The organism is Candidatus Benthicola sp. (assembly GCF_058719085.1).
In genome coordinates this window covers 1-13,493 of record NZ_JBZQEK010000101.1, presented here as the reverse complement: position 1 = coordinate 13,493, position 13,493 = coordinate 1, and the positions used below count along the sequence as shown (strand labels likewise).

Here is a 13,493-nt window from a genome sequence, read left to right as displayed (position 1 = left end):
GAGGTGCTTCCGCGGAGCAGCCGGCTCTCGAGGCACTCGATGGCCCGACGGAGAGAGCAGGTGCTGGCCGCTAACGTGGACCAGGTGGCCACCGTGCTCTCCGCCGCGCGCCCGGACCCTGACGTTCGCCTGCTCGACCGCCTGCTGGCGGTGGCCGAGCTGCATGACCTCCCGGCGCTGATCGTGGTGAACAAGATGGACCTGGCCCCCGACGGCCGGCTCCCCGCCGAGGTCGAGGCGTACCGGGAGCTGGGCTACCCGGTGCTGGCCACCTGCGCGAAGAGCGGAGCGGGGCTCGACGAGCTCCGGGAGAGGCTGGCCGGCCGGGTGACGGTGTTCACCGGCCCCTCGGGGGTGGGCAAGACGAGCATCCTGAACACCATACTGCCGGAGCTGGATCTTCGGGTCGGAGCCGTGGGCGAACGATCCGGCCGGGGACGGCACACCACCTCCGCCGGACTTCTCATCCCGCTGCCGGGCGGCGGATACCTGGCGGACACGCCCGGCATCCAGTACTTCGAACCGGCCGGAGCGAACCCCACCGACCTCGCGCACGCCTTTCCGGAGCTGCGACCTCTTCTCGGCGCCTGCCGATTCGCCGACTGCCGCCATCGGGCCGAGCCGGGCTGCGCCGTTCAGGAGGCCGTGGCCGACGGCGCGGTCGCCGAGGGCCGGTACGAGAGCTACCTCGAGCTTCTCGAAGCGGCCGAGGCGGCCCGGGAGCCGGGCACGTGAGCCGACAGTGGACCGCGGCCGTGAGGCGGGCGTTGTCCCGGCGCGAAGCCGGGAGGATCTCCGAGGACGACTGCGGAATGCGGGCGGCCGTGGCGCTCGTCCTCCGCGACGGATCCGACGGACCGGCTGAGCATACCGAGCCGGAGGCCCTGTTCGTTCGCCGGGCTCGCGTGGACGGCGACCCGTGGTCCGGTCACGTGGCCCTTCCCGGCGGACGCGCCGAGCCGGCGGACGCGGACCTGTACGACACGGCGCGCCGAGAGACCCGGGAAGAGACCGGCCTGGTCCTCGAGAGGAGAGACTGCCTCGGACGGCTGGCCGAGATCCACCCGCGCAGCCCGCACCTGCCGCCTATCTGCGTCACCCCGTTCGTGGCGTGGCTCCCGGAGCCGCAGGAGGTCCGCGTCAATCACGAGCTCACGGATCACGTGTGGATTCCCCTCGCCGCGCTGTCGGATCCGCGGCACCGCGCGACGCTGGTGCGCGAGGTTCCCTCGGTGAGGGAATTCCCTGCGATCGACTACGAGGGGCACGTCATCTGGGGTCTCACCTTCGCGATTCTCGAGGACTTCCTCGAGGCCGTGAACGCCGGGACTTCGGAGCACGCCCGGTGACGCCGGCCCGGGTCTTTCCGCCCGCGACCTTCCGGGCCACCTTGGCCCCATGAATCGAGAACCCGAGCGCGAGCCGGCGTCCGACCCGGCGGAGGCGAGCCGATTCCGGCCCTTCGCGCTGGGAATCGCGGCCGTCATCGCCGCGGTGGTCCTCCTCGTCACGATCCGCTCGCAGGAGCCCGTGGGCGCGGGTGTCTACTACGACGACGGGGCCTACCTCGCGCTCGGCCGGTCGCTGGCGGAAGGAAACGGCTACGCGTACTCGAACCTGCCGGGCCACGTGCCCGGGGTGAAGTACCCTCCGGCGTATCCGGTCGTCCTGGGTCTCACCTGGAAGGCGTTCGGGCTGTACCCCGAGAACCTCACGGCCCTCAAGGCGCTCAACGCGCTGTTCTGGGGCCTCGCGGCAGGCGGCGGCTTCCTGCTGTTCGCGCGCGGAGGTCGCGTGCGGCAGAGTGCGATCGGACTGGTGACGCTCTACGCGTTCCTCACCGTGCCCTCGATGTCGGTGGCCACGGTGCTGCTCTCGGAGCCCCTGTTCCTGCTGGCCTGCGTCGGGGCGCTCCTGCTGGCCGGGGCCGGCGGCGGCTCTTCGGGGTGGGCCGTGGCCGTAGGCCTCGTAGGCGCGGCCGCCTTCCTGACGCGGTCGATCGGGGTCACCCTGGTCGCGGCACTGTTCGTCCCGCTGCTCGTCGGTGGACGGTGGCGACCTCTCGTGGTCACGGCGGTGGCGGCGGGGCTGCCCGCCCTTGCCTGGCTCGGCTGGGCCCGGGCTCACGCCGGGGGCGTCCCGGATCCGATCGCCGGCCAGTACGGCTCCTATGGAAGCTGGCTCGGCCAGGGGCTCGAGGGAGGCGCCGTTGGACGAATCAGCGAAGTCATGGCGGCCAACTGGGGCCCGTTCGTGGAGACGCTCCAGTTCGTCTGGGTCCCGCGGGCCGCAGGCCTCGCGCTGGCCACCGTGCTGCTCGTCCTCGGAGCCGCGGTCGCATATGGGGCCAGAGTGGCCTGGAAGCGGAATCCGGCGCTGGTCGCGTTCCCGATCGCCTACCTCGCAGTGGTATTCGTGTGGCCGTACGAGCCCTACCGCTTCTACTACACGATCGTGCCGCTCCTCACCCTGCTGGCGTTCGAGGGCCTGTGGGAGGCGGTGCCGAAGGTGCGAGGCGACCTGCCACGCTGGGGGCTTCCGGTGGCCGCACTCGTCGCCGCCGTATTCGCGTTGAACGCGATCGTGTATCACGTCCGCGGCCACGCGCTCCGCGCCTGGGCCACGCCCCAGACGGTTCCAGCGCGCGCGTACGCCCCGCTCAACGAGTGGATTCGCGCGAACACGGCCGAAGGCGAGGTGATCGCCTCCGCGCTCGATCCGTACGTGCACTGGGAAACCGGCCGTCTTGCGGTGCCCTCGTGGCGGTTCCTGGCGGACGATTACGGCCGGTACGACCGAACGCCGGAGGTGCTGGCGGCCGGGCTCGATTCCGTGATCGTGCGGTACGGTACCCGGTACGTGGCGCTCATCCTCGGAGAGAACAAGGCGGCCCGCACGCTGGAGGCGTTCGTCGGGCTCCACCCGGAGAGGGCCCTGAAGGTCGTAGAGACCGAGGGCCCCGCCGTCGGCGTGATCTACGCCCTCGCGCCTCCGGGCGAAGCGCTGTGGGATCCGGAGGCGGAAGCGGGGGCGCGCGAAGAGGAGGCCCAGCAGGACTGAGAGACACGGTCAGCCGCTTGCGACCAGCTCTCCAAGCTTCGCCCGGGCCTCCTGCGCCGGGATGTAGTCCGCGTCCGCGTCCTTCCAGATGGAGAGAGCCAGTTCCAGCTGCTCGATCGCTTCGGACAGCCGGCCCATCTCCTCATACACTCGTGCGAGTTCCACGCGAGCCTTGGCCTGCGCCGGCACGACCCGTAGTCCATCGAGGATCGTAGCCTCCGCGGAATCCAATTCGCCGAGCTCGCGCTGACAGCGGCCGAGATCCGCCGGGATTACGGAATCGGCCGGCCTGAGGACGAGCACCCGTCGGTACGATTCGAGGGCGGTACGGCAGTCTCCCTCGTTCTCGTGGATCAATCCTTCGACCCGGGCGACTTCGGAGTCCAGCAGCTGAAGGCCGCTGGATTCGATGCCCTGTACCGCACGCTCGAGCTCGGACCGAGCCCGCGTCAAGTCGCCGGCGGCGGCAAGCGCTCGGGCATAGGACATGGTGGGGAGGGCGTCGAGCTGCGGCGGAGTGCTGGCTCGCAGACTGTCCAGCTGGCGGTACGCCCACTCCTCACGGCCGACCTCGTGCACCTCCCAAAGGACAAACTCGTAGGAAGCGGCTTCCAGGCTGACCACGACCGAGCCGGTCTCTCCGAGCGCGGCGACCAGCTGACGGTAGTTGTCGATGGCCGTGCGGATTCGACCCTGTCTGAAGTACAGGTCGTCCGCCGCCGTATACGCATCGACCCGGTCTTCCGGCCCACGGCTCGCTGCCAGCGCTTCTTCCATCCGCCTCTGGGCGGCTTCGAAGTCGCCCACGTCTGTTTCGAGTCTCACCAGCCTGGTCAGCACCGCTACCTCGTCGGGTTCGATGAGGAGTGCGCGCTCGTAGGCGCCTCGCGCCTGATCGTGCGCACCCATTCGAGCCTGGAGGTCTCCCAGGTCGAGCGAGGACTGGTAGTCGTTGGGAAACAGCTCCGCGTACCGGCCATACCACTCCAGCGCCTCTTCGTAGCGCGCCTGGCGCTCGTACGCGTCGCCGATCTGCCTCATGACCTCGTACCGATTCGGCTCGATCGCGAGCATCGCCTCGAGCTCGGTGACCTTCGCGTCCCACTCACCGCGGTTGTGGTACAGTACGGTCAGCATCTCGCGGCCCTGCATGTCCTGCGGGTACAGCTCCGTCCAGTACCGGGCCGTCTTGAGCGCCTGATCGGGGTCCTGCTTCAGCCACTGATAGTCCGCAGCCCGAAACTGAAGCTGGAGCCGCTCCGGAAGCCTGTAGAGATGCTGCAGTGCGGCCTGCATGGCGGCCGCCGCCTGCTCCGCCTGGTTCGAATTGAGATAGACGCCGGCGAGGGTCCCGTGCGCGAGCGCGAAGGACGGATCTTCTCGGACGGCCGCCGCGAGCCGCTCGGCAGCCCCGGCGTAGTCGCCGCCGACACTGCGCCTCGCCCCGACGACGTACTGTTTGAAGGCGCTCTCCGATGCAGTGGCAATCTCCGATACCGGGAGGTCCTCTCCTTGTTCGATCTGGATAACAGGGATCCCCAGGTCCCGCTTCAACTGCACCGAGAGCAAGTCGGCCACCTCGAAAACGTCCGCGCCGCTCACCATGTGCCGTTCGATCAGCCGCCCGCGCGTGGCGTCGTACAGCTCGGTTTCGACCACGAGGCCCGAATCGGTCCGAACGATCGAGCCGGTGAGGAGCGCATCGAGATGCCGGTCCCGGGCCAGCGTACGCTTGAGCGGAAGCGGGGCGCCGGCGCCGTCCTCGTATCCCGCCTCGCGCAGGTCCCGGTTCATGGAACGGTCGTCCACCGACACGAACCGGGTGAACATGTCCTGGTACAGGTCGACCTCGATCGCCTCGGGCAGTCCGAAGCGCAGCCAGTCGGCGGCCGTGTCCCCCGTCGGGTTCTCGAAGGCGAACAGCGCCACGCTGCGCCGGAACTCATCGCGCGGAATCTCGCGCTCGATCACGTTCCCCGCGGTGTCTTCGACCGTGACCGTCGTCGTGGCAGCCAGGAGCCCTTCCTGGTTCAGGGGATCGAAGCTTCGCCCGCGGTCCTGGATCACCACGTACAGGCCGGCGAAGCCGAAGAGCACCAGAAAGGCGCCGATCCCACCAACGACTGCGTTCCGCCAGGTGAAGAGCCGGCCCGGCATCGACAGGCGAGTGCTCGGAGAAGAAGCGTCATCGGGTGCGGCCGCACCCGCAGCATCCTTCTGATCCGGCTGAGGATTCGATCCGACACCCACCTGAACGAACGCCGTGGCGAGCACGATCGGCAAACCGACGATGAGGAGAACGAGCGCCATCGGCGATGCCCAGTCGGGAAGCCGCAGGGCGCCGGAAAGGGTGTCGACCACCTGAAGAACCAGCCAGCTGCCGACCAGGTAGATGCCGAGCACCTGCCACAGGGAGCGGCGGTGGATCTCATGGATCAGCTTCTTCATCCGATCGCCGGGCTCAAGGAATCACGAGGGGGCTGTTCCAAGATAGGCGACGCATGGTGTCGCGGTACCCCGGACGTTCCGCCATCGCGGGTGTGGGTCTACCGGTCCCGGAACTCTTCCGCAGCGTGGTTCACGTCTCGCGCGCGCCGGGTTCCGACCGGCCGGGGGCTAACCGGCCGGCGGCGTCACCCGCAGCATCGCCACCCCGTGCGACGGGACGGGCACGCGGAAGCGTGAGCCCCAGCTCCCATCGTCGGTGTGGGCCCACTCCTCGCCCGTCCACAGGTCGCGCACCGTCGCCGGTCCCGGCTCGAGCCCGAGGAGATCCCACGTGACGTACCCCTCGATCTCCGAGTCGCGCAGGTTGAACAGCGCCGCCGCCACCGATCCATCGGCCAGCGGTTTCGCCCACACCTGGTATCCGTACCCACGGTCCAGCACCACCCGGCCCTGGACCCCGAGCGGGTCCTGGTCCACCGCGATCACTTCGGCGTTCGTCAGGATGTCGCGGATCTCCGGCGACATCTCGCGCAGGTCGTTTCCGGCCATCAGCGGCGCCGCCATGATCGCCCACAGCGAGAAGTGCGATCGGTATTCCTCGAGCGTCATGCCGCCGTTCCCCACTTCCAGCATGTCGGGGTCGTTCCACTGGCCGGGTCCGGCCACGTCGTAGTGGCGGTTGTTCGCTTCCAGGATCCACAGGACGCTCTGCCACCCGTCCCAGATGTCGCCCGTGGTGCGCCACAGCTGGCCGACGCCGGGGGCCCACTCCCAGGGCAGGTTGCGGCCCCACTCGCAGATGCTGAGCACGATGTCGCGGCCCGAGTCGTCGAGGGCTTCCCGGAACTTCCGGTACTGCACCGGCGCGCTGAGCGAGTCGGCATGGCACCAGTCCAGCTTCACGTAGTCCACGCCCCAGCCGGCATACGTCTCGGCGTCAATCTCTTCGTACCCGAGAGAGCCCGGGCGACCCTGGCACGTCTTCGGTCCGGCGTCCGAGTAGAGGCCGAACTTGAGACCGCGCTCGTGCACGTAGTCGGCCAGCGCCTTCATGCCGGAGGGGAAGCGCTCCGGGTCCTCGATGATCACGCCATCCGGGCCCCGATCGACCTGCCAGCAGTCGTCGATCACCACGTACTCGTAGCCGGCATCCCGCATCCCGCTCTCCACCATCGCGTCCGTGATCCCGCGCACCAGTTCCTCGCTCACGTCGCAGGCGAACTTATTCCAGGTGTTGAACCCCATCGGAGGGGTCGCGGCCAGGACGACCGCTTCCCCGTTCGTCTCGACCCTCTCGGGACTTTCATCCTGCGCCGAGCTTCCCCCGGAACAGGCCCAGAGGACGGGAACCGCGAGCAGGCACCAGCGGTGGATTCTCATTTGTGCACTCCTCCCGGAGCCGTGAACAGGGTGACCCGGGTCTCACCCGGGAAGTCGTACCGCTTCGCCTTTCCCTCGAGCCGGTGGTCGCGCCGGTGCTCCACTCCGAGGATCCTCGCGAAGTGAACGGCGTGCCATCTCGCCACCACGCGATCCAGCTTCGCCGATCCGTAGGGGGGGTCGGCAAAGGCGATGTCGTAGCTTCCAGCAGCGAGCGCCTCGACGAACGGGATGGCGTCCCGCTTGAAGATGCGGGACCGCCGGCGGGCGCCGAGCGCCGCCACGTTTGCCTTCAGGGAGTGCAGACTGGCGCTCCCGTTCTCCACGAAGTCGACCGTAGCGGCCCCACGCGACAATGCCTCGAGACCGAGCGCCCCGGATCCGGCGAACAGGTCCAGCACGCGGGCGCCCGGAATCGACTCCTCGACAAGCCCGAGCCAACGGTCCCTCACGTCCTCCGTCGTCGGACGGATCCGCTGGCCGGGAGACACCAGGTCACGTCCGGCCCAGGCACCGCCGACGATGCGCACGGTTCACTCCCGCCCTTCGTCCGAGCGACCGAGGACGTAGATCACCCAGGGAGAGACGTCCGTCTCGCTCACCCAGTCGAAGGGTTCGCCCGAATGGCCGAGCGGCTGGTGGATCTGGAGGACGGCCAACCCCGCCTCGCGATACGCCCGTTCGTATGCCTCTCCGCTGCACAGCACGTCTTCCACCGGCCGTCGATCGTCCACGTCGAGCATCACGATTCGCACCGTGTCGCCGTCCCTCGCCGAGCGGTTTTCGGGAAAGTCCCGGGTCGAAAAGGACGTCCACTCGCGGAGGTAGATCTCCGGCGACGAGACCAGGTTCACGAACCGCCCGCGGGGCGCGAGGCACGCCCGGATCGTCCGCAACAGATCGATCCTGTGGTCCAGGTCGGGAATGTTGTCGAAGGTGAACGCCGCGAACACGAGGTCGAATTCGCCGGGCTCCAACCCCGGGAGCTCCCCGTCGGGCACGAGACGGTAGTCGCCTTCCGGGTCGATCTCCCGGGCACGATCCAGCATCCGGGGGGCGATGTCCACGCCGATCGCGTCGAATCCGAGCCGGCGAAGAAACCGGGTCGAGCGGCCGGTCCCGCACCCGAAATCCAGCGCCCGGTACCCGCGCACGTGATCGTCCAGGAGTCCGGGGATGTCCCGGAAGGCCAGCCAGTAGCTGCCGGGAAACTCGAGCCCGGCGTAGGCATCGGCCCTGGCGTCGTCGTCGTATACGTTGCGGAAGGAGCCGCTCACGGGCCGTCACCTCCTGAGCGCCGACGGGTAGAGGCGGAAGCCGATGGCATGAAACAGCGGCCCTCGCCTCGGACAATGTAACGGGTTTCTCGGGGAGCCGCGTCGGGCGCAGAAGATGTGACTTAGCCGGCGATCGACCACCGCTCGCGGGTCTCTCGACTCACGTCGGTGGGCCGGCCCGTTTCCCGGTCCATGGGGCACCACACGGTGCGGATTCGTGCCAGCAGGCGTTCGTCCCGCACCCGTCGCACCTCGGTATGGCGGTCGAAGCGTCGATCCTCCGCGGCGCCGACCCACGTGCGGGCCAGAATCTCATCCGACGGCAAGGCGGGCCGCAGGTAGTCGATCTCGTGTCGCGTCACCACCCAGAACAGGCTCCCCTGCTCCTCGGGCGTAGCCCGGGCCATCCAGTGTTCCACCGCGATGTCCTGGACCCATTTCAGGTACACGACGTTGTTGACGTGACCCAGCTCGTCGATGTCGTCGGGTTCGATCCGAATTCGAAGCTCGAAGGCGTCCGGCATTCCGCGTCCCTCGTCGTGGCTCGGGATCCAGGGTTGCCCGATTGGTTATACATGGTCGATGAGGGCCAGCGCAGCCCACACTGCTAACGTGAGGAACGGGGAGCCACCGTGTCCATACGACCCGTAAAGAGAATCGCCGAGTCGCAGCCCGTGATCGAGGGTGCCGGAGTGCACCTCCGCCGTGCCTTCGGTTTCGGTGCTACCGAGGAATTCGACCCGTTCCTCTTGCTCGACGACTTCCGGAACGAGAATCCGTCCGCCTACGAGGCAGGCTTTCCCTGGCATCCGCACCGCGGCATCGAGACCATCACCTACGTCCTCGCGGGGACGGTGGATCACGGCGACAGTCTCGGAAACTCGGGACGACTCGGCTCGGGAGACGTGCAGTGGATGACGGCCGGCCGGGGCATCCTGCACCAGGAAATGCCGAAGGGCGACCCGAAAGGAAGGATGCACGGGTTCCAGCTGTGGGCGAATCTTCCGTCCGATCAGAAGATGACGGCCCCGCGCTACCAGGACATCACATCGGCGGACATCCCGGAGGTGACCGAGGACGACGGCACACGCGTGCGGGTGATTTGCGGCGACTTCTGGGGCGTCACCGGACCGGTCGACGGGATCGCGGCCGACCCGCGCTACCTCGACGTGTGGGTCCCACCCGGTGCCCGCCGCACGCTCCAGGTGGAAACCGACCGGCACGGGTTCGCCTACGTCTTCGAGGGCTCCGGGACTTTTCGGGACGCGTCGGACCCCCGTCTGGTGCGGGACGAAGACGGGAACGTGGTCACCCGCTCCCTGGACGAGGCCGGGAACCGTTCGCTGGTCCTCTTCGACCGCGGAGACGAGGTGACGGTGCAGGCCGGCGAGGAAGGGATTCGTTTCCTTCTGGTGTCGGGAAAGCCGATCGAGGAGCCGGTGGCATGGGCCGGCCCGATCGTCATGAACACGCAGGACGAGCTCCGGCAGGCCTACACGGAGCTGCGACAGGGCACTTTCATCCAGCCGTGAGCCATCGAGGTCGCGGGGCTCAGTCCAAGTCGAGCACCAGGTGGCGCTCGGAGACGGCGCGCCCCCCGGCTTCCAGCGACCGCGGCTCCACGCCCCACTCCCGGAAGCCGGCGGTCTCGTAGAGGCGCCGGGCCTCCGGGGCCGCATCGGTGACCGAGAGGTGGACCTGGCTCACGCCTGGCCACTCCCGTGCCCGGCCCACGGCCGCATCGAGCAGCGCCCGCCCGAGCCCGCGGCCGCGGGCGGTGGGGCTCACGTACATCCCCCAGATGATCGCCCGATGCCGCTGTTTCCGCTTCGCATAGCGGCCGACGCCCGCGATGCCGACGAGCCGATCGCCCTCGAACACCCCGAGGACCGCGGCTTCGTCCGAGTCGGCGATCGTCGCACGCATGAAGTCTTCGGACAGCCCGCGATCGTCCTCGGGGGATGCGGCGAACGCGAGCGGCGCCGCTTCGAGCGCTTCCCGCCTCAGGGAGACGAAAGCCGGCACGTCCTCCGGCTTGAGCGCCCGGATGGTGATGGCTTGCCCGTTCACGACGACGGATCCACGGCCGGGAGGATGAAACGGCGGAGGATATCTTCGGGCTCCCGCGTGAGGCCGTTCCGGTAGTTTCCGGAAGTGATCACCACGACCATGTCGAGACCCGGGATCACGAAAATGTACTGGCCACCGTTGCCGCGGGCCTCCAGGGTCGCGATCACCCTACCACCCGCCTCGTAGGAGTGATGCCACCACAGGTACCCGTACCGGTGTCCGTTCCGGTCCAGCGGCCGCAGCCTCCCGTAGTCCCCCCACGACTCTTCGATCCACTCCGGGTCGAGCACTCCGGCACCTCGCCACGTGCCGCCGTTCAGGTACATCTGGCCGTACTTGAGCATGTCGCGCGGGCGCATCCACATTCCGCCGCCCATGTACGGAATGCCCGTCGGATCGAGGAACAGGCTGTACGACTCGATTCCCAGCGGTTCGAACAGCGTCCGGTGCGCAAACCACTCGACCGGCTCCTCGACCGCGTTGGCGAGAATCCCACCCAGGATCATGGGATTCGCCCCACCGTACAGCGGCTGAGTGCCGGGGTCCTCCAGCAGCGGCGCATCGAGGGCCAGCTTGATCCAGTCGGGGCGATCGGTCTGCGACTGATACCGCCCCTCGGCCGCCATGGACCGGAAGTCGGAGTCGTTCGCGTCGAGGCCGGAGCTCATGGTCAGGAGGTCGCGGACCGTGATGTCGGCCTTCCGGGGATCCCAGTGATCGAAGCTGCGGTAGTTCGGGAAGTACGGCAGCGCGCGGTCCTCCGAGCCTCCGATCCGTCCCTCCTGCACCGCGAGGCCGATCAGCGTCGATGCGATCGTCTTGGAAGCCGAACGCATGTCGTGCAGGGTCTCGCGGTCGAAGCCGTAGAAGTACTCCTCCACCACGAGCCGGCCGTGGCGGGCCACCAGAACCGAGTGCGTCCACGCGAGCTCCCCGCCCTGCACCGCCGTCACCAAATCGGCGATCGGCTCCGCGTCGATCCCCACCTCCGCCGGAGCCGCGGTCTCCCACCCATCGGCCAGCCGCTCCGGGGCCTGCCCGGCGTGCGCCGGCGCGGTACCGTCTCGCGCGGGGCGCTCGGGCTCGTCCGGGGAATCCGGAACGGATCCCTCATCCATTCGGACGAAGGTCAGGGGGAAGCGGCTGGTGGCGGTCGTGACCTCGAACGTCAGGTCGCCGTCGGCGCCGAGCTGGCCCTCGAGCCAAAGACCGAGGTTCTTCTCCCCGAGCTCCACGCGACCGTCGGGACAGTCGAGCCCGTAGCCCCACAGGCCGGTCAGTCGCTGGTCCCGGAAGAAGAAGTAGCCGCCCAGCCCGCCCTCGCCGTCGTCTCCGATGTAGAGATCGAGCCGCGCGGTTGAATCGGGCGCTCCGGGCGGAGTCCAGCTTCCCGCCCAGCGCCGCGCGCCACTGCCTGGCGCGGCCGGCAGAACCAAATGGGTGACGTGGGACCCGTACTTGACGAAGCCCGCGAGGCGGGATCCGCCTTCCACCAGCTCGCCCGCCAGAGCGATGGGGCTCACCGTGGCCTGGAAGCGCAGCCGTCCGGCGTCGACCCACACGGGAACGGTCTCCGCACTCCCGCCGGCACGGATCGTCGCGGCGTAGTCACCCGCCGACGTCTCGGTGATCTCGAGCTCGAAGCGGAAGCCCTCGTCCGCCGGAAGCACGGCCGTCCAGGCCCCCACGAGCTCTTCGGAGCAGGTCTGTGCGACTCCCCGGGAGGTACCCCCCACCGCCAGCCCCAACATCATACACGCGATCGCCAGCTGCCCGCCGGCCCGGCGCGCCCACCTCCGATGCCTCACAGCCACCTCCCTCGCTTCGCTCGAACCCGCTCCGGTGATATGTACGCCGGGCTGAACGGTCCGGTGTCATTCCGGCGACCCGGTAGCCCGGGAGTCAGGCCCGGAGGATGTCGCGAATGATCCGCAGGTGATGCCGGTTGTGCACCTCGAGGAACTGGAGGGTCCGGTCGCGGTCCAGGACGCCGAAGGCAAAATGACGAAACCACTGATCCGGTGCGGCTCGCTCGGCTTTCTCCAGCCAGGTCTCGCAGTCGTCCAGCAGACCGCTCAGCTCCTCCGGTCCGACTCCCTCGTCCGGAAGGGCCGGCTCCGGAGATTGTGCGCGGCCTCGCGGGATTCGGCCGAGCGTGAGCACGGCCCACGCCAGGATGCTGAATCGGGACCGTGGCGCCGGAGGCTCGGATGCCACCATCGAACGGCAGACCTCGATCATGGCCAGACCTACGTGATGCACGTGCATTCCCACGGACCACTGCGATACGGCGGGCACGAGCATGGCGTGCTCGGGCACGACCTGTCGCAGCTCCGGCAGGCCCCGGCTCATGGCGTGGCCCCGGCGGCCCGGGTCACCGAAGCTCCGTCGCCGGCTGGCGGAAGCGCGGCGCGCCACCCGGCCTCCTCCACCTCCTGCAGGCGGTCGAGGATCTCGGCGTATCCGGGCTGACCGGCCACGTTCCTGTTCTCTCCCGGATCTTCGAGACGATCGTACAGCTCGTAGGCCACGGTCTCACCCGTTTCCCAATTCACCCACCGCACGTACCGATGGCGCTCGGTGCGAACGGCGTAGCCCATGTATTCGACGCCATCGGGCGCGACCCAGATGCCCTCGCGGAGGAACTGGCTGAACACGGCCGGCTTCCAGGGCCGTTCCGGATCGGCCAACAACGGGACGAGGCTCGTTCCCTGAAGCGACTCCGGGACCGGGAGGCCCGACAGCTCGGCGAGGGTCGGGTACAGGTCGACCAGCTCCACGAGAGCCGGCACCCGGATCCCGGCACCGGGCCCTTCCGGCGCACGGACGATCAGGGGCGCCCGCGTGTCCGTCTCGTAGTTGGTCATCTTCGCCCAGCTTCCGTGCTCGCCCAGCTTCCAGCCGTGATCCCCCCACAGCACGACGATCGTGCGATCGGAGAGTCCGAGCTCCTCCAGAGCGTCGAGCAGTCGGCCGACCTGTGCGTCCACGTAGCTCACCGAGGCGTAGTAGCCGTGCTTCAGGCGGCGGGCATCTTCCGGGGACACCCCTCCGGCCATCGGATGCGGAACGTCCTGGAAATCCTGGTATCCGCGCAGCTCCCGCATGTTGTTGATGGCCATCGGTGGGGCCCCCTGCGGCACACGCGAAACCTCCGCCGGCGGAATCGAGTCGGGATCGTAGAGGTCCCAGTACCGCTGCGGAGCGTTGAACGGCAGGTGCGGCCGATAGAATCCGATGGCGAAGAAGAACGGCTTC

Annotated in this window: 13 protein-coding genes; 4 read left to right on the top strand and 9 right to left on the bottom strand. The window is 68.7% G+C overall.

What is annotated here, in order from left to right; translation table 11 throughout:
- From rsgA to AC36XV_RS08315, 3 genes are all read left to right on the top strand, one after another.
- A partial coding sequence (gene rsgA, locus AC36XV_RS08325) for a ribosome small subunit-dependent GTPase A (RefSeq protein WP_492203222.1) occupies positions 1–735 on the top strand: 735 nt, incomplete at its 5' end.
- Positions 732–1,349, top strand: coding sequence for an NUDIX hydrolase (locus tag AC36XV_RS08320; RefSeq protein WP_492203221.1), 618 nt, complete (start codon positions 732–734; stop codon positions 1,347–1,349). The genes rsgA and AC36XV_RS08320, both read left to right, overlap by 4 nt.
- Positions 1,350–1,398: 49 nt before the next feature.
- Entirely contained in the window at positions 1,399–3,060 is a 1,662-nt protein-coding gene (locus tag AC36XV_RS08315) for a glycosyltransferase family protein (RefSeq protein WP_492203220.1), read from the top strand.
- A gap of 9 nt (positions 3,061–3,069) precedes the next feature.
- Here the strand turns inward: AC36XV_RS08315 and AC36XV_RS08310 are convergent, their stop codons facing one another.
- The 5 genes from AC36XV_RS08310 to AC36XV_RS08290 all read right to left on the bottom strand — a co-directional run bounded on the left by AC36XV_RS08310 (position 3,070) and on the right by AC36XV_RS08290 (position 8,689).
- Complete coding sequence (locus AC36XV_RS08310; protein ID WP_492203219.1) at positions 3,070–5,508, bottom strand: tetratricopeptide repeat protein; 2,439 nt, start codon at positions 5,506–5,508, stop codon at positions 3,070–3,072.
- A 168-nt stretch (positions 5,509–5,676) separates the two neighbouring features.
- A complete protein-coding gene (locus AC36XV_RS08305) occupies positions 5,677–6,888 on the bottom strand; it encodes a glycoside hydrolase family 27 protein (protein WP_492203218.1) in 1,212 nt (403 codons plus the stop codon).
- Positions 6,885–7,418, bottom strand: a complete 534-nt coding sequence (locus AC36XV_RS08300; RefSeq protein WP_492203217.1) for an RsmD family RNA methyltransferase — start codon at positions 7,416–7,418, stop codon at positions 6,885–6,887. Before AC36XV_RS08300 ends, AC36XV_RS08305 begins: the two co-directional genes overlap by 4 nt.
- Before the next feature lie 3 nt (positions 7,419–7,421).
- Positions 7,422–8,165 (bottom strand): class I SAM-dependent methyltransferase, encoded by a 744-nt coding sequence (locus AC36XV_RS08295; protein WP_492203216.1) that lies wholly within the window; start codon positions 8,163–8,165, stop codon positions 7,422–7,424.
- A gap of 122 nt (positions 8,166–8,287) precedes the next feature.
- Complete coding sequence (locus AC36XV_RS08290; protein WP_492203215.1) at positions 8,288–8,689, bottom strand: acyl-CoA thioesterase; 402 nt, start codon at positions 8,687–8,689, stop codon at positions 8,288–8,290.
- 108 nt (positions 8,690–8,797) lie between these two features.
- Between AC36XV_RS08290 and AC36XV_RS08285 the strand changes: the two genes are divergently transcribed.
- The gene (locus AC36XV_RS08285) at positions 8,798–9,697 is read left to right on the top strand and encodes a pirin family protein (RefSeq protein WP_492203214.1); all 900 of its coding nucleotides are present in this window, start codon (positions 8,798–8,800) and stop codon (positions 9,695–9,697) included.
- 19 nt (positions 9,698–9,716) lie between these two features.
- On the opposite strand, the gene AC36XV_RS08280 is transcribed toward AC36XV_RS08285, so the two are convergent.
- From AC36XV_RS08280 to AC36XV_RS08265, 4 genes are all read right to left on the bottom strand, one after another.
- Complete coding sequence (locus AC36XV_RS08280; RefSeq protein WP_492203213.1) at positions 9,717–10,235, bottom strand: GNAT family N-acetyltransferase; 519 nt, start codon at positions 10,233–10,235, stop codon at positions 9,717–9,719.
- On the bottom strand, positions 10,232–12,043 hold the full coding sequence (locus AC36XV_RS08275) for a serine hydrolase domain-containing protein (RefSeq protein ID WP_492203212.1): 1,812 nt from the start codon (positions 12,041–12,043) through the stop codon (positions 10,232–10,234). The genes AC36XV_RS08280 and AC36XV_RS08275 overlap by 4 nt, the downstream gene beginning before the upstream one ends.
- Before the next feature lie 94 nt (positions 12,044–12,137).
- Positions 12,138–12,587, bottom strand: a complete 450-nt coding sequence (locus tag AC36XV_RS08270) for a DinB family protein (protein ID WP_492203211.1) — start codon at positions 12,585–12,587, stop codon at positions 12,138–12,140.
- Positions 12,584–13,493: sulfatase (locus AC36XV_RS08265; protein WP_492203210.1), on the bottom strand; the 910-nt coding region annotated here is incomplete at its 5' end. The genes AC36XV_RS08270 and AC36XV_RS08265, both read right to left, overlap by 4 nt.

Coding starts and splice junctions, on each gene's coding strand:
- AC36XV_RS08290 (WP_492203215.1), bottom strand. CDS start 8,689: ATGCCGGACGCCTTCGAGCTTCGAATTCGGATCGAACCCGACGACATC.
- AC36XV_RS08270 (WP_492203211.1), bottom strand. CDS start 12,587: ATGAGCCGGGGCCTGCCGGAGCTGCGACAGGTCGTGCCCGAGCACGCC.
- AC36XV_RS08310 (WP_492203219.1), bottom strand. CDS start 5,508: ATGAAGAAGCTGATCCATGAGATCCACCGCCGCTCCCTGTGGCAGGTG.
- AC36XV_RS08305 (WP_492203218.1), bottom strand. CDS start 6,888: ATGAGAATCCACCGCTGGTGCCTGCTCGCGGTTCCCGTCCTCTGGGCC.
- AC36XV_RS08315 (WP_492203220.1), top strand. CDS start 1,399: ATGAATCGAGAACCCGAGCGCGAGCCGGCGTCCGACCCGGCGGAGGCG.